Source organism: Amycolatopsis lexingtonensis, from assembly GCF_014873755.1.
Lineage (GTDB): Bacteria > Actinomycetota > Actinomycetes > Mycobacteriales > Pseudonocardiaceae > Amycolatopsis > Amycolatopsis lexingtonensis.
In genome coordinates this window covers 8,285,871-8,307,147 of the sequence record NZ_JADBEG010000001.1, presented here as the reverse complement: position 1 = coordinate 8,307,147, position 21,277 = coordinate 8,285,871, and the positions used below count along the sequence as shown (strand labels likewise).

The 21,277-nt window shown below is 71.3% G+C and carries 22 protein-coding genes; 10 read left to right on the top strand and 12 right to left on the bottom strand.

From position 1 onward, the window contains the following. Positions 1-31 precede the first annotated feature (31 nt). Positions 32-1,042: a hypothetical protein gene (locus H4696_RS38640; RefSeq protein WP_086856304.1), complete on the top strand. Its 1,011-nt coding sequence runs from the start codon at positions 32-34 to the stop codon at positions 1,040-1,042. On the opposite strand, the gene H4696_RS38635 is transcribed toward H4696_RS38640, so the two are convergent. The 3 genes from H4696_RS38635 to pdxH all read right to left on the bottom strand — a co-directional run bounded on the left by H4696_RS38635 (position 1,043) and on the right by pdxH (position 3,749). Next, positions 1,043-1,594, bottom strand: coding sequence for a DUF3558 family protein (locus tag H4696_RS38635; RefSeq protein ID WP_086856305.1), 552 nt, complete (start codon positions 1,592-1,594; stop codon positions 1,043-1,045). It abuts the gene before it with no gap. A gap of 23 nt (positions 1,595-1,617) precedes the next feature. Beyond that, positions 1,618-2,883, bottom strand: coding sequence for an MFS transporter (locus H4696_RS38630; RefSeq protein WP_192783116.1), 1,266 nt, complete (start codon positions 2,881-2,883; stop codon positions 1,618-1,620). 188 nt (positions 2,884-3,071) lie between these two features. Continuing rightward, complete coding sequence (pdxH, locus tag H4696_RS38625; RefSeq protein ID WP_086856306.1) at positions 3,072-3,749, bottom strand: pyridoxamine 5'-phosphate oxidase; 678 nt, start codon at positions 3,747-3,749, stop codon at positions 3,072-3,074. A gap of 229 nt (positions 3,750-3,978) precedes the next feature. Between pdxH and H4696_RS38620 the strand changes: the two genes are divergently transcribed. Then, positions 3,979-5,646, top strand: a complete 1,668-nt coding sequence (locus tag H4696_RS38620; protein WP_086856307.1) for a purine-cytosine permease family protein — start codon at positions 3,979-3,981, stop codon at positions 5,644-5,646. Positions 5,647-5,713: 67 nt separating this feature from the next. Here the strand turns inward: H4696_RS38620 and H4696_RS38615 are convergent, their stop codons facing one another. Beyond that, the gene (locus H4696_RS38615; RefSeq protein WP_086856308.1) at positions 5,714-6,403 is read right to left on the bottom strand and encodes a TetR/AcrR family transcriptional regulator; all 690 of its coding nucleotides are present in this window, start codon (positions 6,401-6,403) and stop codon (positions 5,714-5,716) included. An 89-nt stretch (positions 6,404-6,492) separates the two neighbouring features. Here H4696_RS38615 and H4696_RS38610 point away from each other — a divergent pair, with 89 nt between their 5' ends. After that, on the top strand, positions 6,493-7,593 hold the full coding sequence (locus H4696_RS38610; RefSeq protein ID WP_086856309.1) for a lipase family protein: 1,101 nt from the start codon (positions 6,493-6,495) through the stop codon (positions 7,591-7,593). Between the two features lie 117 nt (positions 7,594-7,710). After that, positions 7,711-8,052: a hypothetical protein gene (locus H4696_RS38605; RefSeq protein WP_086856310.1), complete on the top strand. Its 342-nt coding sequence runs from the start codon at positions 7,711-7,713 to the stop codon at positions 8,050-8,052. Here H4696_RS38605 and H4696_RS38600 read toward each other — a convergent pair. Genes H4696_RS38600 through H4696_RS38575 form a run of 6 tightly spaced genes read right to left on the bottom strand, consistent with a single transcriptional unit; the run spans position 8,046 to position 12,431 of the window. Further along, a complete protein-coding gene (locus H4696_RS38600; RefSeq protein ID WP_086856311.1) occupies positions 8,046-8,741 on the bottom strand; it encodes an urease accessory protein UreD in 696 nt (231 codons plus the stop codon). The genes H4696_RS38605 and H4696_RS38600 overlap by 7 nt on opposite strands. Then, positions 8,738-9,427, bottom strand: a complete 690-nt coding sequence (gene ureG / locus H4696_RS38595) for an urease accessory protein UreG (protein WP_086856312.1) — start codon at positions 9,425-9,427, stop codon at positions 8,738-8,740. The genes H4696_RS38600 and ureG overlap by 4 nt, the downstream gene beginning before the upstream one ends. Continuing rightward, on the bottom strand, positions 9,417-10,097 hold the full coding sequence (locus tag H4696_RS38590; protein ID WP_086856313.1) for an urease accessory protein UreF: 681 nt from the start codon (positions 10,095-10,097) through the stop codon (positions 9,417-9,419). The genes ureG and H4696_RS38590 overlap by 11 nt, the downstream gene beginning before the upstream one ends. Next, entirely contained in the window at positions 10,097-11,812 is a 1,716-nt protein-coding gene (locus H4696_RS38585; RefSeq protein WP_086856314.1) for an urease subunit alpha, read from the bottom strand. Before H4696_RS38585 ends, H4696_RS38590 begins: the two co-directional genes overlap by 1 nt. A 1-nt stretch (position 11,813) precedes the next feature. Continuing rightward, complete coding sequence (locus H4696_RS38580) at positions 11,814-12,119, bottom strand: urease subunit beta (RefSeq protein ID WP_086856315.1); 306 nt, start codon at positions 12,117-12,119, stop codon at positions 11,814-11,816. Positions 12,120-12,128: 9 nt separating this feature from the next. Continuing rightward, the gene (locus H4696_RS38575) at positions 12,129-12,431 is read right to left on the bottom strand and encodes an urease subunit gamma (protein ID WP_086856316.1); all 303 of its coding nucleotides are present in this window, start codon (positions 12,429-12,431) and stop codon (positions 12,129-12,131) included. A gap of 289 nt (positions 12,432-12,720) precedes the next feature. On the opposite strand from H4696_RS38575, the gene H4696_RS38570 reads away from it, so the two are divergent. Further along, the gene (locus H4696_RS38570; protein WP_086856317.1) at positions 12,721-13,869 is read left to right on the top strand and encodes a citrate synthase 2; all 1,149 of its coding nucleotides are present in this window, start codon (positions 12,721-12,723) and stop codon (positions 13,867-13,869) included. Positions 13,870-13,924: 55 nt separating this feature from the next. On the opposite strand, the gene H4696_RS38565 is transcribed toward H4696_RS38570, so the two are convergent. Together H4696_RS38565 and H4696_RS38560 are read right to left on the bottom strand one after the other, a co-directional pair. Beyond that, entirely contained in the window at positions 13,925-14,512 is a 588-nt protein-coding gene (locus H4696_RS38565; protein WP_086856318.1) for a TetR/AcrR family transcriptional regulator, read from the bottom strand. A 14-nt stretch (positions 14,513-14,526) separates the two neighbouring features. Next, positions 14,527-16,221 carry an SDR family oxidoreductase gene (locus H4696_RS38560; RefSeq protein ID WP_192783115.1) on the bottom strand — a complete coding sequence of 565 codons (1,695 nt, stop codon included), beginning with the start codon at positions 16,219-16,221 and terminating at the stop codon, positions 14,527-14,529. 240 nt (positions 16,222-16,461) lie between these two features. Here H4696_RS38560 and H4696_RS38555 point away from each other — a divergent pair, with 240 nt between their 5' ends. Genes H4696_RS38555 through H4696_RS38535 form a run of 5 tightly spaced genes read left to right on the top strand, consistent with a single transcriptional unit; the run spans position 16,462 to position 21,264 of the window. Then, positions 16,462-17,301, top strand: a complete 840-nt coding sequence (locus H4696_RS38555) for an ABC transporter ATP-binding protein (protein WP_086856319.1) — start codon at positions 16,462-16,464, stop codon at positions 17,299-17,301. Continuing rightward, on the top strand, positions 17,298-18,107 hold the full coding sequence (locus H4696_RS38550; protein ID WP_086856320.1) for an ABC transporter permease: 810 nt from the start codon (positions 17,298-17,300) through the stop codon (positions 18,105-18,107). Before H4696_RS38555 ends, H4696_RS38550 begins: the two co-directional genes overlap by 4 nt. Beyond that, positions 18,104-19,261, top strand: coding sequence for a sensor histidine kinase (locus tag H4696_RS38545; protein ID WP_086856321.1), 1,158 nt, complete (start codon positions 18,104-18,106; stop codon positions 19,259-19,261). The genes H4696_RS38550 and H4696_RS38545 overlap by 4 nt, the downstream gene beginning before the upstream one ends. After that, complete coding sequence (locus H4696_RS38540; RefSeq protein WP_086856322.1) at positions 19,258-19,878, top strand: response regulator; 621 nt, start codon at positions 19,258-19,260, stop codon at positions 19,876-19,878. Before H4696_RS38545 ends, H4696_RS38540 begins: the two co-directional genes overlap by 4 nt. 45 nt (positions 19,879-19,923) lie before the next feature. Next, positions 19,924-21,264 carry a serine hydrolase domain-containing protein gene (locus tag H4696_RS38535; protein WP_086856323.1) on the top strand — a complete coding sequence of 447 codons (1,341 nt, stop codon included), beginning with the start codon at positions 19,924-19,926 and terminating at the stop codon, positions 21,262-21,264. Positions 21,265-21,277: the final 13 nt, after the last annotated feature.

Sequence of the window (21,277 nt, the reverse complement as noted above, 5' to 3'; positions counted from 1 at the left end):
GCATCTGAGCCGTGACGAAGGAGGCTCAGCGGTGACGAACAAGTGGTGGAGTGCGGCCTTGACCGGGGCGGTCGCGGTGCTGGTCACGGCGTGCGGGAGCGGCACCCCGCCCGCACCGGCCGCCGCCGCGGCGCCGGAAGCGCCGCCGCTCGACCTTTCCGGGGTCGTCCTGCTGCAGCAGGCGCCGACGCACCTCGACGACGTCGTCTTCGCCGATCCCGCCACCGGCGCGGCGAAGACGACCTTGTCGCTGCCCGGGTACGACAGCTCGCTGAACCGGTTCGACGGGCCGGCCACCAAACTGGACCTCATCTCGCCCGACGGTCAGTACGCGACGCTCGAAACCCAAGACGGCGTCGACGTCTTCAAGCTCAACGCCGCCGACCGGCGGTACGAACGCACCGGCACCGTGCCGGAACCGGAGCGGTCGATGAGCGAGAAGGCGGCCAGGTTCCAGAACCCGCGGTTCGGGCCGGCCGGGTCGAAGCTGTACTTCGACGACGGCAAAGCGGTGTACTCCATCGACTACCGGCAGCTTGGGCAGCCGGTCATGGAAGCCGCCATCGTGCCGAACAGCAGCTCCGACCAGCACGTCGAGGACTGGGCGATCGGCTCGCAAGGCGAAGTGCTGACCTGGAAGGACGCCCGGCACGCCGGCGACGGCCTGACGTACCTGACCGACTCGGCGGGCGCGATCGCCTACGCCTTCTACGAAGAACCCGGCGCCGTCTACCAGTTCGTCACCGCGCTCGACGCGACGACCGTGCTGATGTCCGCCGCCTCCGGCACGGAGGAACACGGCGTCCTGATGCGCCTGTCGCTCGCCGGCGGAACGCCGCAGCTCACCAAGCTCGTCGACCGGTCCGAGCCGATGATCGCCAAGACCGCGGTGGCCCCGGACAAGGCCGCCGTGCTGTACCAGACCGACCAGGACGAGTGGTTCCAGTCGCAGGCCACGCCGGGCGCGATCGCCCGGCCCGCGCTCGGTCAGCTGAAGCCGACCGGGACGCTGTCGGAGCGGCAGCTCGTCGGCTGGGCCTGATCAGCTGGCGTCGACGGCCTGCTTGACCAGCGGCGCCATCTGCTCCGGGGTCATCTTGGCCGGGCCGGTGTAGTTGACCAGCACCGGCGTGCCCGCGACCAGCTCCGCCGTGGCGAGGGTGGCCGTCTTCTGCTCGTCGACGTAGTAGACGGCCCCGTCCGGGAAGCCGGCGACGTCCTTCGCGGCCGGCTTGGCCTTCTTGATCGACGCCACCATCTCGGCGGGCTTGCCCTGCTTGCCCTCGTAGCGGGTCACCGCGAGCGCGCCCGCGGCCTTGCCGTTCAGCTGGTACTCGCAGCTGCGGGCCTTGCCGCCGTTGGCGGCGTTGTCCTGCACCGGCCCCGGGACCGCCGTGAGGTTGTCGAGGAACAGCGCCTTCGACACGGCCGCGGCGGGCAGCAGCTTGCACGGGTCCAGCGACGCGGCGGCGGCGTTCGAACTCGGCGCCGGCTTCGGGGCCGCGGACGACGACGGCGCCGTGGTGGGTTTGTCCCCCGAGGAGCAGGCGGTCAAAGCGGCAAAAGCGACCAAAACGACGGCGAAGGTACGCATGACCGCACCGTACTCTGAACGGCCTACGCGGTCGGTGCCCGGTATCGCCAGAAGGCGGGGAGCACGAACATCGCGGCGCAGACCAGCACGATGACCAGCAGGCCACCACCGGTCGCGGCCGCCGTCGTGCCGAACGCGGCGGCACCCCAGCCGTGGGTGAGGTCGGCGATCCGCGGGCCGCCCGCCACCACGACGGTGAAGACGCCCTGGAGCCGGCCGCGCATCTCGTCGGTGGTCGCGACCTGCAGGATCGCCATCCGGTAGACGGCGCTGACCATGTCCGCGGCGCCGGCCAGCGCCATGAAGACGACGGCGAGCCACAGCGAGTGCGCGAGCCCGAACCCGGCGACCGCCGCGCCCCACGCGCAGATCGAGACGACCACCGCGACGCCTTGGCGGTGGATGCGCGTCAGCCAGCCGCTGAACAGGCCGATCAGCATCGCGCCGAGGGGCAGCGCGGCGTAGAGCCAGCCGAGCGCGGGCCCGCCGCCGGGCGGATCGCCGAACGTGCGCTCGGCCATCTCCGGGATCAGCGCCCGCGGCATCCCGAAGACCATCGCGATGATGTCGGCGACGAAGGAGGCCAGCAGGATCTTCTGCCCGGCGAGGTACCTGAAGCCGTCGATGACGTCCCCGAGCCCGGCGCGCCGCGACGGCCCGTTGAGCGGCGGGATCGACGGCAGCCGCCAGACGGCGATGAGCGTGATCGCGAGGGCGACGACGTCGATCAAGTAGAGCGTCGAGAGCCCGAGGACCGGGATCAGCGCACCCGCGAGCAACGGACCGAAGACCGCGCCGAAGGTGGACATGGTGGTGTTGAGCGCGTTCGCGGACGGCAGCAGTTCGGCGGGCACGAGCCGGGCGACGACCGCGCCGCGCGTCGGCATGTTGATCGCGAAGAACGCCTGGTTGACGGCGAGGAGACCGAGCACCAGCCAGACGGAGCCGAAGTTCGCGAACGCCTGCAGCCACAGCAGCGCGGAGGTGATCGCGACCCCGACGTTGGTGACGAAAAGGAGTTTCCGCCGATCGACGGCATCGGCGACGGCCCCGCCCCAGAGCCCGAAGACCAGCAGCGGCACGAGCGCGACGAGCCCGGTGAGCCCGACGTAGGCGGAGGACCCGGTGAGGTCGAAAACCTGCTTCGGCACCGCGACGGCGGTCAGCTGCGTACCGACGGCGGTGACCACAGTGGACAGCCAGAGCCGCCGGAAAGCCGGGATCTTCAGCGGCCGGGTGTCGACGATGATGCGTCCGAGGACCTTGCGCACGCCCGAGCGGGGCGGCATGGTCCCCGGTTCACCAGTCACGAAAAGCGAGCTTAGCTCGGCTAACTATCTTCCCGCAGGTGATTTACCTCGCCCGCGATCGGGTGCCCCCGCCGAAGCGCCCCAATGTGGCGTTGGTTGCGTCCAACGCACCCAATGTGGCGTTCGGTGCGTTGGACGCACCGAACGCCACATTGGGGCGCTTGAGATCAGGGGGCGACCCGCTCCACGTGCCACCCGTCATCCGTCCGCACGTACCGCAACCGGTCGTGCATCCGGTCCTCCCGCCCCTGCCAGAACTCCACGAGATCCGGCCGGATCCGCCACCCGCCCCAGTGCGGCGGCGCCGGGATGTGCTCCACGTCCGCGAACCGGCGCTCGATCCCGCTCAACGCGTTGTCCAGCGCACGCCGCCCGTCGACCACACGGGACTGCGGGGACGCCCACGCCCCCAGCTGCGAACCGCGCGGGCGCTTCGCCCAGTACTCCGCCGTCTCCTTGGTGCCGACCTTCTCCACCTCGCCGCGGACGTGGACTTGGCGCTGCAGCGGGTACCAGGGGAACGTCACCGACGCGTACCGGGTCGCGGTCAGGTCGTGGCTCTTGGTCGACGTGTAGTTCGTGTAGAACACGACGCCGCGCTCGTCGAGGCCCTTGCACAACACGGTGCGCGACGAAGGGCGGCCCTCGGCGTCCGCCGTCGCCAAGACCATCGCGTTCGGTTCGGCTATGCCGGCGGCGACGGCCTGGTTCAGCCAGCCCTGCAATTGGTCGGTCCAGGTGGCGGCGAGCGCGGATTCGTCGAACGCGGCGCCGTCATAGGCCACCCGCATTCCCGGAAGCCGTACTACGGCGTCTTCCACCTGGTCCTCGATTCCCGGCATCATGGCCAAACCTCCACGCCCGGTCGGGGCATCAGTCGACTTCGGCTCTAGGCACGTTAAGGCCTCGCGAGCTGCAGCGGAACCCACTGAACGGTGACACCCGACACGACGCCGCCGCCAGCAGCCCGTAACCGCTGGACAACAAGCCGTAACCCCCGCGTTACCCGCCGGACCAGGATCGATACAGGACGCACCTACCTTCGGCCCGTTCCCCACCACCCCGGAGGCAGGCATGACCGAGACCCTGTCCAGCGCCGAAGAAAGCGCCCCGCCGAAACGCCGCTACGCCCCGCTCGCGGCCAACGAAAACCGCGAGGACTACTCACTGCGCTTCGCCGCTCATTCGTTCCGGAAATGGTCACCGTTCGTGGTCGCGACGACGGCGCTGGGCGGTATCGCCTACCTCGCCGATTTCGCGATCGGCGCCAGCATCGTCCTTTCCTACGGCTTCACGTCCGGGGTCCTCGCGATCCTCGCCGCCGCCGTCGTCATCTTCGTGACCGGCGTGCCCATCGCGGCCGCCTGCGCGAAGTCCGGAGTGGACATGGACCTGCTGACCCGCGGAGCCGGCTTCGGCTACTTCGGGTCGACGCTGACGTCGCTCGTCTACGCGAGCTTCACCGTCATCTTCTTCTCGCTCGAAGGCTCGATCATGGGCCAGGCCTTCGAGCTCGCCCTCGGCATCCCCCTGCCGGTCGGCTACCTGCTCGCCACGCTGATCGTGCTGCCGTTCGCGCTCTACGGCATGGGCGCGGTCGCGAAGATGCAGACCTGGACGCAGCCGCTGTGGATCGCCGGGCTCGTGCTGCCGTTCGTCGTCGTGCTGGTCCGAGAGCCGGGCAAGTTCGCCGAGTTCGCGCACTTCGCGGGCACCGACGGCGCCGGCTCGGGGTTCTCCGCGATCGGGTTCGGCCTCGGCATGGGTGTCGCGCTGTCGCTGATCGGGCAGATCGGCGAACAGGCCGACTACCTGCGGTTCATGCCCGAAAAGACCGCCGAGAACAAGCGGTCGTGGTGGGCGGCGGTGCTCGCCGCCGGCCCCGGCTGGGTGATCCTCGGCGCCGCGAAGCAGATCGGCGGCGCGCTGCTGGCGTTCCTCGCGCTCGGCGTCGTCGGGAAGACGCACGCGCTCGAGCCGATCGCGCCGTACCTGGAAGCGGTGAAGCCCGCGCTCGGGCCGGTGGCGCTGACGTTCGCCGCGCTGTTCGTCGTCGTCTCGCAGATCAAGATCAACACGACGAACGCGTACTCGGGCTCGCTGTCGTTCGCGAACTTCTTCTCCCGCGTGCTGCACAAGCACCCCGGCCGCGTCTGGTACGTGCTGGTCAACTGCGGGATCGCGCTCGCGCTGATGGAGTTCGGCGCGTTCGGCTTCCTGAACAAGATCCTGGGCTTCTACTCGAACGTCGCGATCGCGTGGATCGGCGCGGTGTGCGCGGACCTGGTGATCGCGAAGCCGCTCGGGCTGTCGCCGCGCTACATCGAGTTCAAGCGGGCCTACCTGCACAAGATCAACCCGGTCGGGTTCGGCGCCATGCTGGTCGCGTCGGCGGTGTCGATCGTGGCGTACTTCGGCGCGTTCGGGCCGTTCCTGGCCGCGTTCAGCCCGCTGCTCGCGCTGGTCATCGCGGTCGTGCTGGTGCCGGCGCTCGCCGTCGCGACGAAGGGGAAGTACTACCTGGCGCGGGAGAACACCGTCATGACGGTGGAGGCCGACCTGCTCGCGACGCACACCTGCGCGGCCTGCGGCGACCCGTACGAGGTGCCGGACGTCGCGGACTGCGCGAAGCAGGACGGCCCGATCTGCTCGCTGTGCTGCACGCTCGACAGCACCTGCCACGACATGTGCCAGTCGGCCGGCCCCGTTTCGCTCGGCCTGCCGACGGTCCGGACCCCGTAGAGTCCGCGAAGGCCCGTCACCTGCGTCCGCTGCAGGTGACGGGCCTCCGCGTTGGCCGGGGTCCCCCCTAGTCCCCCTCCCGGCTCGACTCCTTCACGTCCGAAGCCGCGCCGGGGTTGCCCGGGATTTCCGAGATCTTTTCCGGCCGCATGATGGCCGCCAGCATCAGCGCCCGCAGCTCGGCGCCGACGTCTTCGACCGGCAGCGGCGGCTCGTGCGCCTGCCACTCGCGCAGCAGGCCGGTGGCCGCGCCGACCAGCGCGATCGCCGTCAGCCGGTAGTCGCGGTCGGGCGCGGCGCCGCGTTCGGCCGCGCGCCGCGCTTCCGTCTCGATGAAGGCCGCCCAGCGGTCGACCCAGACCTGGTGCTGCTCCTCCAGCTCCGCGCTGACGCCGACCGCTTCGACGTAGTTGAGCCGCGGCAGCCGGGGGTCGACGGTGACCGTGTCGATGAAGACGTCGAGCAGCGTCGCGATGCGGGTCATGGCGTCGGCGTCGGCGACTTCGTCGAGCGCGACGGTGACGTGTTCGAGCGCGAGCGTGTTGATCCGGTCGTGCAGGATGCGGAGCACGTCTTCCTTGCCGGTGAACTCCTCGTAGAAGTTCCGCGTCGAAACGCCGGCGCGGCCGCACACGTCGGTGATCTTGGTGTGCCGGAAGCCGGTGGAGGTGAACAGCTCGAGACCGGCCGTGAGCAGCCGCTCCCGCCGGTCGGCGCGGCGTTGCTCGGGTGCGACGCCGCCGTACGTGCGAGCCACCGGTTGTCTCCTCCTTCTGAGGGATTGCCAGATCCTACCGGGCTGGCTAGTTTGTGAAAACTTCGATTACCACACAGCCGGAGGCAACGATGCTTCGTCGGTTACTGGTCGCCGTCACCCTCCTCTTCGTGGCCGCCGCGCCGGCCGCGCAGGCCGATCCGGGCGCGCTGCTCTCCGCCCAGCCGACGACGGTGTTCGTCGGCCCCTTCCCGGCCCCGGTCAAGGCGTGGCACCTGCTCTACCGCTCGACGTCGGCGACTGGCGAGCCGGACGCGGTGTCCGGCACGCTCCTGGTCCCGCCGACGCCGTGGCTGCGCGGCGGCCCGCGCCCACTGGTCACGTACGCGGTGGGCACGCACGGCCTCGGTGACCAGTGCGCGCCTTCGGCGTTGCTGGCCCGGGGCGCCGAGAACGAAAGCGCGCTGCTGGCCCAGGCGTTGTCCCAGGGCTGGGCGGTCGTCGTCACGGACTACGAAGGCCTCGGCACACCGGGGACGCACACGTACGCGGTCGGCCGGTCCGAGGGCCACGCGGTGCTGGACGCGGCCCGGGCGGCCGCCCGGGTGCCCGGCGCCGGGCTGTCGGCGGCCGGCCCGGTGGGCGTGTTCGGCTACTCGCAGGGCGGCCAGGCGGCGGCGTGGGCGGCGGAGCTGCAGGCGACGTACGCGCCTTCGCTGAACGTCGTCGGTGTCGCGGCGGGCGGTGTCCCGGCGGACCTGAACGAGGTGTTCCGCGCCAACGACGGCGGCGCGGCCTTCGGCCTGGTCCTGGGCGCGGCCACGGGTTTCGCGGCGGCCTACCCGGACGTGCCGTTCGAGTCGATCCTCAACGACCGCGGCCGCGAGGCGGTGGCGCGGGTGTCGCAGGCGTGCACGATCGAACTGGGCGCGGCGGCGCCGTTCGCGCATTTGCAGGACTTCGTGACGGTGCCGGACCCGATCCACGACCCGCGCTGGCAGGCCCGGCTGGCGTCGAACTACCTGGGCACGACGGCCCCGAAGGTTCCGGTGTACCTCTACCACGGCACCTTGGACGAGCTGATCCCGTTCAGCGTCGGAACGGCGTTGCGAGACCGCTGGAAGGCGGCTGGTGCCGCTGTCACCTGGCAGGAGTTCCCGCTGCTGGAACACATCGCCGGCGTGTCCATCGGCGGCCCGGCGGCGATGACCTGGCTGGGCACGAAGTTCTGAGGATTCCGTTCGCCGGGGACGGCGCAGGGGGCCTGCCCCGGCGAACGGCGCGTGAACCGTAACGGATGTCGGCACGGTGGCGACACCACTGTGTTGATCACCGACGGAGGGGAACCCATGCGCCGCACCGCCCTGCCCGCTCTCGCCGCGCTCTCGATCGCGGTCGTCTCCGGCTGCGGCAGCGACGCACCGCCGGACCCCAAAGCGGAGTGGACGTTCGCGATGAAGACCGCCGGTTTCGTACCGAATTCGCCGCACACCTACGACGAGATGTTCGAGTCGGCCAAGAACTTCTGCGCCACCGGCTCGGCCCTGGCGATCGCCGGGCTGGCGAGGCAAGCTCTCGATCCCTCCCTCGTCGGCGAAACGGCGATGCCCGCCCCGGGCAAAGATCCCGACGCGGCGGCCAAGGCGTACGGCGACGCCACCTGGAAGTGGGCTTGCGGCCAGCCTCAGTGAAACACCTTCAAAGCCGTCACCGCGTCGGGGGCCAGGGAGGTCGTCAGGGTGCCGCCGGCGGCGAGCGGGGTGCGGGACCACCACTCGCCCGACGCCGCCGGCAGCTCCGGGCCGCCGACCACCAGGTCCGTCGCCAGCACCCGGCGGCCCGCCAGCACCGCCAGGCTCCGGTCCAGCGCCGAGCCGACCGAAAGTGTCTGGCGCAGCACAGGAACCCCGCCCCGGGTGACCGACTGCGTGGTCGTCAAGGACCCCGGCGCCTCGCCCGCCCGGCCGAGCACCAGCACCTCCCGCGTGTGCAGGTACGCGTCCGCGGCCAGCTCCCCGCGGAAGACCGCGGAATGCCGGGCGCGGGAGGTGATCACCGTCGGTTCCGGCAAGTACTCCAGCGAGCCACCCGGCTCCACGATCACCTCCACAGTGGACAGTGACGACTCACCGTGGAGACCCGGCAACGCAAGTGTCGCCGCCACGCCGGACAACCGGAGGGACGCGCCCGGCCCCACGCGGACGGTCAGCAGCAGGTCGTCCCCGCCCAGCGGGGCCGTCGCCGAATTGACCAGGTGGACCACGGCCGTCGAGCCGCGGCCCCGGCGGGGGAACAACGTCAACGGCGCCATCGAACGCAGCTCGCGCAGCACCGTCCGCGAGCCGTCGAAGCACGCCGTCAACCGGGCGTGGGCCTTCACAGCAGGGAACGGACCCAGGCCGCGACGTCGGGCGCGTCGGGGGTGTCCACAAGGGACTGCGTGATGACCGGCAGCTCGCCCCGCATCCGGTGCGCGTCCGACGTCATCACCGCCATGTCCGCGTTCACCAGGTGCGCGATGTCGATCTTGTTGATCACCAGCAGGTCCGCCGTCGTGACGCCGGGGCCGCCCTTGCGCGGCACCTTGTCGCCACCCGCCACGTCCACCACGAAGATCTGGCTGTCGGCCAGCCCGCGGCTGAACACCGCCGTCAGGTTGTCGCCGCCGCTTTCGATGATCACCAGGTCCAGGTCAGGGAACTTCTCCTCCAGGCGCTCGACCGCGTCGAGGTTCGCGGTGATGTCGTCGCGGATCGCCGTGTGCGGGCACGCGCCCGTCTGCACCGCCTCGATCCGAGCCGGGTCCAGCACGCCCGCGCGACGCAGGAAGTCCGCGTCCTCGGTCGTGTAGATGTCGTTCGTCACCACGGCGAGGTTGATCTCGTCGCCGAGCGCGCGGCACAGCGCCGCGGTCAGCGCCGTCTTGCCGGAGCCGACCGGGCCGCCGATGCCGATCCGGTACGCGCGGCCCGCGGTGGGCGCGGCGTCGTAGTGGTCGGGTTCGGCGGCCGTCGGGTCGAAGTTGACCTCGTGGAAGTGACCGTGGCCGTGGCCTTCAGCTGGCAAAGAGACGCACCTCTTCCTGGTGGTGCCGGGCGTGCGCCTCGGCGAACAGATCCAACGCGGGCGACCCCGGCGAAGGCAGCGACGCCGGGGCGTCCCCCGCCACGGCCGCCGCTTCCGAACAGACGGAATCGAGATCCAAGCGCGCGACGACAGCGTTGACCGCGAAGGGATCCAGCCCCAGCAGCCGCACCACCGCGCTCGCCGGCCCGCTCACCGCCAGGTACGCGACCGCCATCGCCGCGTCGTATGGCGAACCGCCCGCGACGCCGACCAGCGCGCCGAGCACCACCGGGTGGTGCGGCCGCGGGGTCTCGGCCAGCAGCGCGTCCAGTACGGGAGACGGCCAGGCGATCCGCCCGGCCCGCGCGGTCCCCCGCCCCTGTGCCCGCGACGCCTCCCGTTGCGCGAGCGACGGCGTCCGCGCGTCCAGCTCGGCGTCCAGGAGCGCCCAATGTCCACTGGAGACGGTTCGCGCGGCGGCATGTGCCGACGCGGCGGCGAAAACGGCCGCCAGGAACCCCGCCGTCCGCAACCGTCCGGAAAGGAATCCCGGCAGGTCGCGCACCGAAGTCACCAGCCGCCGGGAGACGACTTCCTCCAGCCCGCCACTGTGGACGTGCCCGCCGCCGGGGAAGCGGGAGTCCGCGAGGATCAGTGCCGAAAGGTCCATCAGAACAGGAAGTACCTTTGCGCCATCGGCAGTTCCGTCACCGGCTGCGGTTCGATCAGCTCGCCGTCGACGTGCACGGCGAAGCTGTCCGGCTCGACGCGGACGTCCGGCGTGGCGTCGTTGAGCACCATGTCCGCCTTGGTCCGCGCGCGCATGTTCGACACGGCGACCAGCGGCCGCGTGATGCCGAACGTCTCGCGCAGCCCGCTGTCCAAAGCGGACGGCGCGACGAAGTGCAGGCTCAGCGCCGCCCCGATGTTCGCCCCGAACATCGGGCGGGCCATGACCGGCTGCGGCGTCGGGATGGACGCGTTCGCGTCGCCCATCGCCGCCCACGCCGGGAAGCCGCCCTTCAGCACCACGTGCGGGCGGACGCCGAAGAACTTCGGCTCCCACAGCACGAGGTCGGCGAGCTTGCCGACCTCGACCGAGCCGATCTCGGTCTCCATGCCGTGCGCGATGGCCGGGTTGATCGTGTACTTGGCGACGTAACGCCGCGCGCGCAGGTTGTCGGCCGCGCCGTCGCCGGGCAGCGCGCCGCGACGGCGTTTCATCACGTGCGCGGTCTGCCAGGTCCGGATGATCACCTCGCCGATCCGGCCCATCGCCTGCGAATCCGAGCTCATCATCGAAATCGCGCCCATGTCGTGCAGCACGTCTTCGGCGGCGATCGTGGTCGGCCGGATGCGGCTTTCGGCGAAGGCGAGGTCCTCGGGCACCGAGGGGTTGAGGTGGTGGCAGACGACCAGCATGTCGAGGTGCTCGTCGAGGGTGTTGGCCGTGTGCGGCCGGGTCGGGTTGGTCGACGACGGCAGCACGTTCGGCAGCGAGACGACCTGGATGATGTCCGGCGCGTGCCCGCCGCCGGCGCCTTCGGTGTGGTACGCGTTGATCGAGCGGCCGCCGATGGCGTCCACAGTGGACTCCAGGAACCCGGCCTCGTTCAGCGTGTCGGTGTGGATCGCGACCTGCACGCCGGCTTCGTCGGCCACGGTCAGGCAGGCGTCGATGGCGGCGGGCGTGGTGCCCCAGTCCTCGTGCAGCTTGAAGCCACCCGCGCCGGCCGCGAGCTGCTCGCGCAGGGCGTCGTGCCGGACGGTGTTCCCCTTGCCCAGCAACAGGACGTTGACCGGGTAACCGTCCATGGCGGACAGCATCCGGCCGAGGTTCCACGCGCCGGGCGTGACGGTGGTGGCCTTCGTGCCCTCGTTGGGACCGGTGCCGCCGCCGACCAGGGTGGTCAGCCCGGCCGCCAGCGCCGTGTCGACGAGCTGCGGGCAGATGAAGTGGACGTGGCAGTCGATGCCGCCCGCGGTGAGGATCTTGCCGTTGCCGGACAGCACCTCCGTCGACGGTCCGATGACCAGGGCCGGGTCGACGCCGTCCATCGTGTCCGGGTTGCCCGCTTTGCCGATGCCGACGATCCGGCCGTCGCGCACCCCGACGTCGGCCTTGACGACACCCCAGTGGTCGAGGATCACCGCGCCGGTGATGACCAGGTCGGGGGTGCCCTCGGCGCGGGTCGCCGTGCCCTGGCCCATCGACTCGCGGATGACCTTGCCGCCGCCGAAGAGCACCTCGTCGCCGGAGCCGCCGGGCCCCATCGAACGGTCTTCGGTGACCTCGATCAGCAGGTCGGTGTCGGCGAGCCGGATCCGGTCGCCGGTGGTCGGGCCGAACAGCTCGGCGTAGCGCTCGCGGTCGATCTGCGGCATTTCAGAACTCCCCGGAAAATTCGGTCCGCAAGCCCGGAACGCGGCGGGCGCCGGCGAGGGGAACGAGATCCACTTCCCGTTCGACGCCGGGTTCGAACCGCACCGACGTGCCGGCCGGGACGTCGAGCCGGTGGCCGCGGGCGGCGTCGCGGTCGAATTCGAGGCCGGGGTTCACCGCGGCGAAGTGGTAGTGCGAGCCGACCTGGACCGGCCGGTCGCCGAGGTTGCGGACCAGCAGCCGCACGCGCGGGCGGCCGGGGTTCAGCTCGACCGGCTCGTCGCCGGGAATGATCTCACCTGGGTGCATCGTCCGCCTTCACACGATCGGGTCATGCACGGTGACGAGCTTCGTGCCGTCCGGGAACGTGGCCTCGACCTGCACCGAGTCCACCATTTCGGGCACGCCGTCGAGCACCTGCGCACGAGACAGCACGGTACGGCCGCTGGCCACGAGCTCACTGACCGTGCACCCGTCGCGGGCCCCTTCGAGGACGTGGTCGGTGATCAGCGCGACCGCCTCGGGGTAGTTCAGCCGGACGCCGCGGTCCAGCCGCTTCCGCGCGACGTCCGCCGCGACGTGGATGAGCAGCTTGTCGCGCTCCTGCGGACTGAGGTGCATCCGCTAGGTCTATCACCCGGACCACGACGGCGCCTGGTTCGGAAACATACCTTTAACCTGGGCTTCGTCACACTGAGTGGTGAAAATTCTCCCGTCGGACGGCCTCGGTGACTGAATCGTTCTCGTAATCGTGACCGAAACCACCGCTTCTTTCGATTGCCCCCTGGCGATCGAGGGAGCAAGGTCTATCCATCCGTGCGATGGCGCGCGCGTTCCGTGCGCATTTCCGTCCGCGCGTGCACCACCACCAAGACGGGGAAAAAAGCGCACCGAAAGGTTCCGCGAAACAGTGACTACCTCCACGATCAGCAAGCCACAGCCGTCCGGCCAACCCGACGACGGCTTCCGACCGGGTCTGGAAGGCGTCGTCGCCTTCCACACCGAAATCGCCGAACCCGACCGGGACGGCGGTGCGCTGCGCTACCGCGGCGTCGACATCGAGGACCTCGCCGGCAAGGTGACCTTCGGTGACGTCTGGGGCCTCCTCGTGGACGGCCGGTTCGGGCACGGCCTGCCGCCCGCCGAGCCCTTCCCGCTGCCGGTGCACACCGGCGACGTCCGGGTGGACGTCCAGGCCGCGCTCGCCATGCTCGCGCCGATCTGGGGCTACCGCCCGCTGCTCGACATCACCGACGAAGAGGCCCGCGAGCAGCTGGCCCGCGCCTCGGTGATGGCCCTCTCCTACGTCGCGCAGTCGGCGCGCGGCATCGGCCAGCCTGCCGTCCCGCAGACCCGCGTCGACGAGGCCCACTCGATCACCGAGCGGTTCCTGATCCGCTGGCGCGGCGAGCCCGACCCGGCGCACGTCAAGGCGCTGGACGCCTACTGGGTGTCGGCGGCCGAGCACGGCCTCAACGCCTCGACCTTCACCGCCCGCGTCATCGCCTCCACCGGCGCGGACGTCGCGGCGGCCATGTCGGGCGCCATCGGCGCGATGTCGGGCCCGCTGCACGGCGGCGCCCCGGCCCGCGTGCTGCCGATGATCGAAGAGGTCGAGCGCACCGGCGACCCGGCGGGCCTGGTCAAGGGCATCCTCGACCGCAAGGAACGCCTGATGGGCTTCGGCCACCGCGTCTACCGCGCCGAGGACCCGCGGGCGCGCGTGCTGCGCCGCACCTGCCAGGAGCTCGGCGCGACCCGCTACGAGGCGGCCGCCGCGCTGGAGCAGGCGGCGCTGAAGGAGCTGCGCGAGCGGCGCCCGGATCACCCGATCGAGACGAACGTCGAGTTCTGGGCCGCCGTGATCCTGGACTTCGCCCAGGTCCCGCCGCACATGATGCCCGCGATGTTCAGCTCGGCCCGCACCGCCGGCTGGGCCGCGCACATCCTCGAGCAGAAGCGCACCGGACGCCTGGTGCGCCCGTCGGCCAAGTACGTCGGCCCGGCGCCCCGCACCCCCGAGGACGTCGAGGGCTGGGAACTGGTCACCAAGCACTGACCGCGACGCGCCACTTTCACGTGAAAGCGACCCGGAGGCACCCTCCACGTCACTTTCACGTGAAAGTGACGGCTTGGTCGTGGGCGGCGGTGGCGGCGAGCATTGCCGTGAGCTGGTCGACCAGCCACGTGTCCAGGTGCTCGCGCGGGACCGTGCGCTCTTGGAGCCAGGACAGAAGGGCTCCCTCGACCACCGCCGTCCAGCAGCGCAGGGTGAGGGAGAGCAGAGGCGAGGGATCGGTGACGGCCAGCGCGTCCAGGATCAGGGCCACCGCGCGGTTGCGGACCTCGTCGATCGCCGCGTCCGTCTCCGACGTCGCGATCACCGAACCGCTGCGCAGCAACGCGATGTACCCGGCCCGGTAGTGGTCGGCGACGTCGATCAGGCCCCGGACCGCCGCCCGGAGCCGGGTTTCCGGCGGGCCTTCCTCGAGCCCGGCCAAGCCGTCGATGAGGCCGTCGGTGACCGTGCGCAGGGCCTGCACCTGAAGCTCGCGCAGGCTCGGGAAGTACCGGTAGAACAACGGCCGCGACACCTCGGCGCGCGCGACGATGTCGTCCACGGTGACCAGTTCCGGCGCCCGTGAACCGAACAGGTCCAGCGCGGCGCGGATCAGGTCGTCGCGGCGCGCCTGCGGCGACATCCGCCGCGGCCGGCTCACGGCGTCAGGTCCAGCTTCGCCGCCGCACGCAGCAGTCCGGGCGCCAGTCGCGAAAGGACCAGCGCCGCCTTGGCCTCCGGAGTGGACGGTGCGATCGCGGTGTCCTTCTCCACGGCGCGCAGGATGTCCTTCGCGACGCCTTCCGGGCCGAAACCGCGTCGGGCGTACAGCTTCGAACTTTCCTTCTGCCGCCGTCGCTGCTCCTCTTCGGACACTCCGACGAACGTCGTCGTGTTCGTGATGTTCGTCTTCACGATGCCCGGGCACACGGCCGTGACGCCGATGTGGTGCTCGGCCAGCTCGGCCCGCAGGCAGACGCTCAGCGTCAGCACGGCGGACTTCGTCGTCGCGTAGGCGGTGAGGATCTTCGACGGCAGATAAGCGGCCGCCGACGCGAGGTTGACGATCTGGCCGCCTTCGGCGCGCTCGGCGAGCATCGGCGCGAACGCCCGGCAGCCGTGGATCACGCCCCAGAGGTTGACGTCGATGACGCGCTCCCAGTCCTCGACGGACGTGTCGAGGAACGGGCCGGACATCCCGATGCCGGCGTTGTTGACCACGATGTCCGGCACGCCGTGGTTCTCCCGCACATCGCGGGCGAAGCGGTGCACGGCGTCGCCGTCCGAAGAGTCCACTGTGTACTCGGCGACGCCGTGGTCTTCCAGCAGCTTCAAGGTTTCCGCGGCCGCCGCGGGATCGATGTCGGTGATGACGACGTCGGCGCCCTCGGCGGCGAACGCGAGCGCGGTGGCCCGGCCGATCCCGCTGCCGGCGCCGGTGACGACGACCAGCTTGTGCTCGAATCGGCCGGCCCCCACGCGTGCCCGGCGCAGGCCCCGGCTTTCGGCGCCGGTTTCGACGTACTCGATCAGCTCGGCGGCGGCGCGCGCGACCACCGCCGGCTTGGCGCGGGTGACCCAGTGCGTCCCGACGACCCGGCGGATCCGCAGGTCCGGCACCCAGCGGGCGACCTCGGTCTGCAGCGGCGTCGTGACGTAGGCGTCGCCGGTCGGGGCGAGCACCTGCACGGGGACGTCGGCGGGCTTCGGCGCGGGCCGCGAGAGCCGGGTGAACATGTTGGCGCGGTAGAGCTCGAGCCCGTGCCGGCCGTCGGACTTCTCCGGGGCCGCCGCGTCGGGTTCCATCCGCTGGATCTGCTTGCCCAGCAGGCCGGTGCGCCACAGCACGTCCGGGATCAGCGGGAGCTGGAACGCGAGGATGTACCACGAGTGCAGGAACTGGCTCAGCGCGTTCTTGAGGCGCTTCGGCGTCGGGCGCGTGAGCTGCGCGCGGAACCAGGAGCCGGCGTGGTCGAGGCTCGGCCCGGAGATCGACGTGTAGGACGCGATCCGCCCGCGCAGCCCGTCACCGGTGACGGCGTGCCACGTCTGGATCGAGCCCCAGTCGTGGGCGACCAGGTGCACCTTCCCGGCCGGCTGCACCGCCTCGACGACCGCCCGCAGGTCGTCGGCCAGCTGGTCCAGCCGGTAGGACGAGCGACCTGAGGGCTTGTCCGACTGCCCGGCCCCGCGCACGTCGTAGGTGACGACGCGGTGCTTCGCCGTCAGCTCGGCGGCCACCCCGTCCCACATCGAGCTGTTGTCCGGGTAGCCGTGCACGAGCACGACCGTAGGGCCGTCGTCGCGGCCGTCGATGTGGACCGAGAGGCGGACACCGTCGCTGGCGGTCACCCACTTGTGAGACATTCCGTCATGTTAGACAACCTGTCAACAGCGTCGTTCACCCGCGCGGCGGCTGGTGGCGGTTCGCCGTTCATGCATTCGCGCCGTTTTTGCTTGTATGACAGCGTTTTCGTGGTTTCCCGTGGAACCAAGCGGCCGCGGCCGACGACCGTGTCCACCGAACGGTGGACAGCCGGATTCAGCTGAGCGTTGCTCCCGATCAAGGCTCCGGGGGGCCAGGCTGGAGCCATGACCACAGCAGTGAGCGTGCGCGGCCTGCGCAAGCAGTACCCCGGTCACCTGGCCGTGGCCGGGCTGGACCTGGACATCGCCCGGGGCGAGGTGTTCGCCCTGCTCGGCCCGAACGGCGCCGGGAAGACCACGACCGTCGAGATCCTGGAAGGCCACCGGCAGCGCACCGCCGGCGAGGTCACCGTGCTCGGCGAGGACCCCGGCAAGGCCGGCCGCGCCTGGCGATCACGGATCGGCATCGTGCTGCAGACCGCCAACGACGCCGCCGAGCTGAGCGTCGCGGAGACCGTGCGGCACTTCGCGAAGTACTACCCCGACCCGCGCGACCCCGACGAAGTCATCGACAAGGTCGGGCTCACCGAGAAGGCGAAAGCGCGGGTCAAGTCGCTCTCGGGCGGCCAGCGGCGCCGCGTCGACGTCGCGCTGGGCATCGTCGGGCGGCCCGAGCTGCTCTTCCTCGACGAGCCCACCACCGGGTTCGACCCCGAGGCCCGTCGGCAGTTCTGGACGCTCATCGGCGACCTCGCCGCCGACGGCACCACCATCCTGCTCACCACCCACTACCTCGACGAGGCCGAGGCGCTCGCCGACCGCGTCGCCGTGATCGCGCGCGGCGAGATCGTCGCGCAGGACACCCCGCGCGACCTCGGGGGCCGGGCCGCCGCCGAAGCCACCGTGCGGTGGGTGGACGAACGCGGCGAGCACGTCGAGCGCACGGCGTACCCGACGAAACTCGTCACCGAGCTCTCCGCTGGGGGTAGAGAGCTCGCCAACCTCACCGTGACCAGGCCGAGCCTGGAGGACGTCTACCTGGACCTGATCGGAGACAAGGCATGACCACGCTCGCCCTCCCCGGCCCGCTGTCACTCGGGCTCGCCCGCGGCGGCACGGAGCTGCGGCAGTTCTTCCGGCACAAGGAACAGGTGGTCTTCACCTTCTCCCTGCCCGCGGTGCTGATGATCCTGCTCGGGTCCATCCTGGACGGTCCGACCGCGCTCGAAGGCGTCACCTCCGGGCAGCTGCTCGCGGCCGGGATGATCGGCTCCGGCATCGTCTCGACGTCGTTCAACAGCATCGCGACCGGCGTCTCCGGCGACCGCGAAACCGGGGCGCTCAAACGCCTGCGCGGCACGCCGATGCCGCCCGCGTCCTACTTCATCGGCAAGATGGTGCTGGTCGCGGTGTCCAGCCTGGCCCAGACCGTGCTGATGGCCGGCGTCGCGGTGCTGCTCTTCGGGCTCGAACTGCCGTCCGACCCGGCGAAGTGGCTGACGCTGCTGTGGGTGTTCGCGCTCGGCATCGTCTCCTGCACGCTGCTCGGGATCGCGATCAGCGCGCTCGCCAAGTCCACCAACGGCGCGGTCGCCATCGTGCAGATGCTCTACTTGGTGCTGCAGTTCATCTCGGGGGTGTTCGTTTCGCCGATCACGAACCTGCCGAAGGTGATGGTGGACATCGCGTCGTTCTTCCCCTTGAAGTGGATTTGCCAGGGCTTCCGGTCGGTGTTCCTGCCGGACGCCGCGGTGCGGATGGAGATGGCTGGGTCATGGGAGCTCCCGCGGGTGGCGCTGGTGCTGGGGATCTGGTGCGTGGTGGGCGCGGTGCTGGCGCGGCTGACGTTCCGGTGGACCGACGCGAAGTGACGGACGCCTGGGACCGGTTCAACTGGCTCTGGGAAATCCTCTTCGCGGTGGCGTACCTGGCCACGACGGTGCTGGTGGTGCTGGACGAAGCCGATCCGGTGCGCACCGCCGTCGCGGTCGGGGCGCTCACCGCGCTCGCGCTCACCTACCTGCTCTGGGGCCGCGGGGTGGTCCGCGACGACGGCCACCTCCCGCAGCGGTGGACGCTGGCCCTCGTGGTGCTGGCGCTCGTCGCGGTCTCGATGTTCGCCGCCACCACGGCCAGCTTCATCCTGTTCATGGTGTGCCCGCTGCTGTTCTCGACGCTCGAGTTCCGCCCGGCCGCGGCGTTCACCACGATCGCGATCCTGCTGAGCCCCGCGTCGGCGATCGTCAACAACGGGCTGCGGGGGCCGACGCTGCACATCCTGCTGCCGATGACCGCGATCCTGGTCGTGTTCGGGATCCTGTCCGGCAAGTTCATCCTGCACGTCATCGAGGAGAGCCGGTCGCGGGCGGACCTGATCGCGCGGCTGGAAGCGAGCCAGGCCGAAGTCGCCCGCCTCTCCCGGGAGGCGGGCACCGCGGCCGAGCGCGAACGCCTCGCACGGGAGATCCACGACACCCTCGCGCAGGGGTTCACCAGCATCGTCACCCTCGCACAGGCCATCGAGTCCGAAGTGGACACCGACCCGGCCGCGGCGCGGCGGCACGCCGGGCTGGCCACCCGGACCGCGCGCGACAACCTCACCGAGGCCCGCGCGATGGTCGCCGCGCTGGCCCCGGCCGACCTCACTTCGGGCTCGCTCGTCGACGCCGTCCGGCGGCAGGCCGACCGGCTGGCGGACGAGGCGGGCCTCGCCGTGCGGTACGAAGTGGACGGTGCGCTGCCCGTGCTGCCGATGGCCGGCGAAGTCGTCCTGCTGCGGGGCGCGCAGGAAGCACTCAACAACGTCCGGCGGCACGCGGCCGCGTCGGCGGTCTCGATCACGCTGTCCGTTGTGGACGATGCCGTCCGGCTGTCCGTCCGCGACGACGGCGCCGGCTTCGACCCCGACCACGCCGACGGCTACGGGCTGCGGGGCATGCGGTCCCGCGCGGAACAGGTCGGTGGCAGACTGACCGTCCGGAGTGGCCCCAGCGGCACCGAACTCACCCTGGAGGTGCCCGCTTGATCCGCGTCCTGCTGGTCGACGACCACCCGGTCGTCCGCGAAGGCCTCCGCGGCATGCTCGAAGCCGAACCCGACCTGACGGTGGTCGGCGAAGCGGGCTCCGGCGACGAAGCCGTCGCGCTCGACCGGGTCGCCGAGCCCGACGTCGTGCTGATGGACCTGCGGATGCCCGGCCTCGACGGCGTCGGCGCCACCAAGCGGATCCTGCGCGACCGGCCGGCCCGGCGGGTCGTCGTGCTCACGACGTACGAAACGGACGCCGACATCCTGCGCGCGGTCGAGGCCGGCGCGTCCGGCTACCTGCTGAAGGACGCGTCCCGCACGGAACTGGCGAACGCGATCCGCGCGGCGGCCCGCGGCGAGACGGTGCTGGCGCCGTCGGTGGCGGGCAAGCTGGTCAACCGCGTCCGCCACCCCGAGCCGCAAACGCTTTCGGCGCGCGAGGTGGAGGTCCTGCGGCTGGTCGCGAAGGGCGGGACGAACGCGGACATCGGCCGCGCCCTGCACATCAGCGAGGCGACGGTGAAAACGCACCTGCTGCGCGTCTTCGGCAAGCTCGGCGTCTCGGACCGCACGGCCGCGGTGACGACCGCGATGGCGCGGAACCTGCTCGGCTGAACCCCGGGACCTGCTTCTCCCGCCTCCGCGCGGCAGAATGCCCCCATGCTTGAGTCGACCGAACACGCCCTGCTCCGCCGGATCGCCCACGAGCAGGCCGCCTGCCGGGCGCCGTCGCTGGTCGCCGCCGTGGTGCGGGACGGCGAAATCGTCTGGTCCGGTGGCCGGGGGCGGGTCGGGGACACGCGGCCCGGCACCGACACCCAGTACCGGCTGGGCTCGATCACCAAGACCGTCGTCGCCACCGCCGTCATGCGGCTGCGCGACGAAGGCCTGCTCGACCTCAACGACCCGCTCGAAAAGCACGTCCCCGGCACGCCGTTCGGCGCCGCCACCATCGCCCAGCTGCTGTCCCACACCTCCGGCCTGACGTCCGAGTCGCCGGGCCTGTGGTGGGAGCGGACCCCGGGCGCCGACTGGGACGCGCTGGCCGGCAGCCTCGCCGAGGGCGCGACCAAGCACCGGCCGGGCGCGCGGTTCCACTACTCGAACGTCGGCTACGGCGTGCTCGGCGAACTCATTTCGCGCCACCGAGGCAAGGGCTGGCTCTCCGTGCTGGAGGAGGAGATCCTCGGCCCGCTCGGGATGAGCCGCACCACCCCGCACCCGACCGGCGCGCACGCCGAGGGCTTCGCCGTGCACCCCTTCGCCGACGTCCTCCTGCCCGAGCCGAGCCCGGACGCCGGCGCGATGGCCCCCGCCGGCCAGCTGTGGTCGACGGCGAAGGACCTCGGCCGCTGGACGGCGTTCCTCGGCGGCCACGGCGGCGGGGTCCTCGCGCCGGAGACCATCGAGGAAATGCGGACCGTGATCACCGTCGACGACACCGACGTGTGGACGACCGGCTTCGGGCTCGGCCTGATGCTCGTGCGCTACGGCGGCCGCCGGCTGGCCGGGCACACCGGCTCGATGCCCGGCTTCCTCGCCGTCACGCTGGTCGACCCGGTCGCGCAGACCGGCGCGCTGGTGCTCGCCAACTCGACGTCCGGGGTCGGCATCACCCAGCTCTGCCTCGACCTCATCACGACGACCGACGAACTGGAACCGCGGCCGGCCGCCGAGTGGGAGCCCGCCACCGTCGCCCCGGAACTGCTGGCGCTGACCGGGCTCTGGCACTGGGGCCCGACGCCGTACCACCTGCGCGTCCAGGGCGAGGAGCAGCTGCTGCTGGCGCCGGTCGAGGGCGCCGGGCGCAGCTCGCGCTTCCGCGCGACCGGCAAGGACACCTACGTCGGCCTCGACGGCTACTACGCCGGCGAGACGCTCGAAGTGGGCCGGAACGCCGAGGGCGTGGCCACCCACCTCGACCTGGCGACGTTCATCTTCACGCGCACGCCGTACGACCCGGCCGCGCCGATCCCGGGCGGCGTCGAAGACTGGCGCTGAGGAGCCGGGCCCC

Excerpts from the sequence above, each read along its gene's own strand:
- H4696_RS38635 (WP_086856305.1), bottom strand. The coding sequence starts at position 1,594 with ATGCGTACCTTCGCCGTCGTTTTGGTCGCTTTTGCCGCTTTGACCGCC.
- H4696_RS38605 (WP_086856310.1), top strand. The coding sequence starts at position 7,711 with ATGCGCCGCACCGCCCTGCCCGCTCTCGCCGCGCTCTCGATCGCGGTC.
- H4696_RS38580 (WP_086856315.1), bottom strand. The coding sequence starts at position 12,119 with ATGCACCCAGGTGAGATCATTCCCGGCGACGAGCCGGTCGAGCTGAAC.
- H4696_RS38590 (WP_086856313.1), bottom strand. The coding sequence starts at position 10,097 with ATGGACCTTTCGGCACTGATCCTCGCGGACTCCCGCTTCCCCGGCGGC.
- H4696_RS38575 (WP_086856316.1), bottom strand. The coding sequence starts at position 12,431 with ATGCACCTCAGTCCGCAGGAGCGCGACAAGCTGCTCATCCACGTCGCG.
- H4696_RS38610 (WP_086856309.1), top strand. The coding sequence starts at position 6,493 with ATGCTTCGTCGGTTACTGGTCGCCGTCACCCTCCTCTTCGTGGCCGCC.
- H4696_RS38585 (WP_086856314.1), bottom strand. The coding sequence starts at position 11,812 with ATGCCGCAGATCGACCGCGAGCGCTACGCCGAGCTGTTCGGCCCGACC.
- H4696_RS38550 (WP_086856320.1), top strand. The coding sequence starts at position 17,298 with ATGACCACGCTCGCCCTCCCCGGCCCGCTGTCACTCGGGCTCGCCCGC.
- H4696_RS38555 (WP_086856319.1), top strand. The coding sequence starts at position 16,462 with ATGACCACAGCAGTGAGCGTGCGCGGCCTGCGCAAGCAGTACCCCGGT.
- pdxH (WP_086856306.1), bottom strand. The coding sequence starts at position 3,749 with ATGATGCCGGGAATCGAGGACCAGGTGGAAGACGCCGTAGTACGGCTT.
- H4696_RS38535 (WP_086856323.1), top strand. The coding sequence starts at position 19,924 with ATGCTTGAGTCGACCGAACACGCCCTGCTCCGCCGGATCGCCCACGAG.
- H4696_RS38565 (WP_086856318.1), bottom strand. The coding sequence starts at position 14,512 with ATGTCGCCGCAGGCGCGCCGCGACGACCTGATCCGCGCCGCGCTGGAC.
- H4696_RS38620 (WP_086856307.1), top strand. The coding sequence starts at position 3,979 with ATGACCGAGACCCTGTCCAGCGCCGAAGAAAGCGCCCCGCCGAAACGC.
- H4696_RS38630 (WP_192783116.1), bottom strand. The coding sequence starts at position 2,883 with ATGCCGCCCCGCTCGGGCGTGCGCAAGGTCCTCGGACGCATCATCGTC.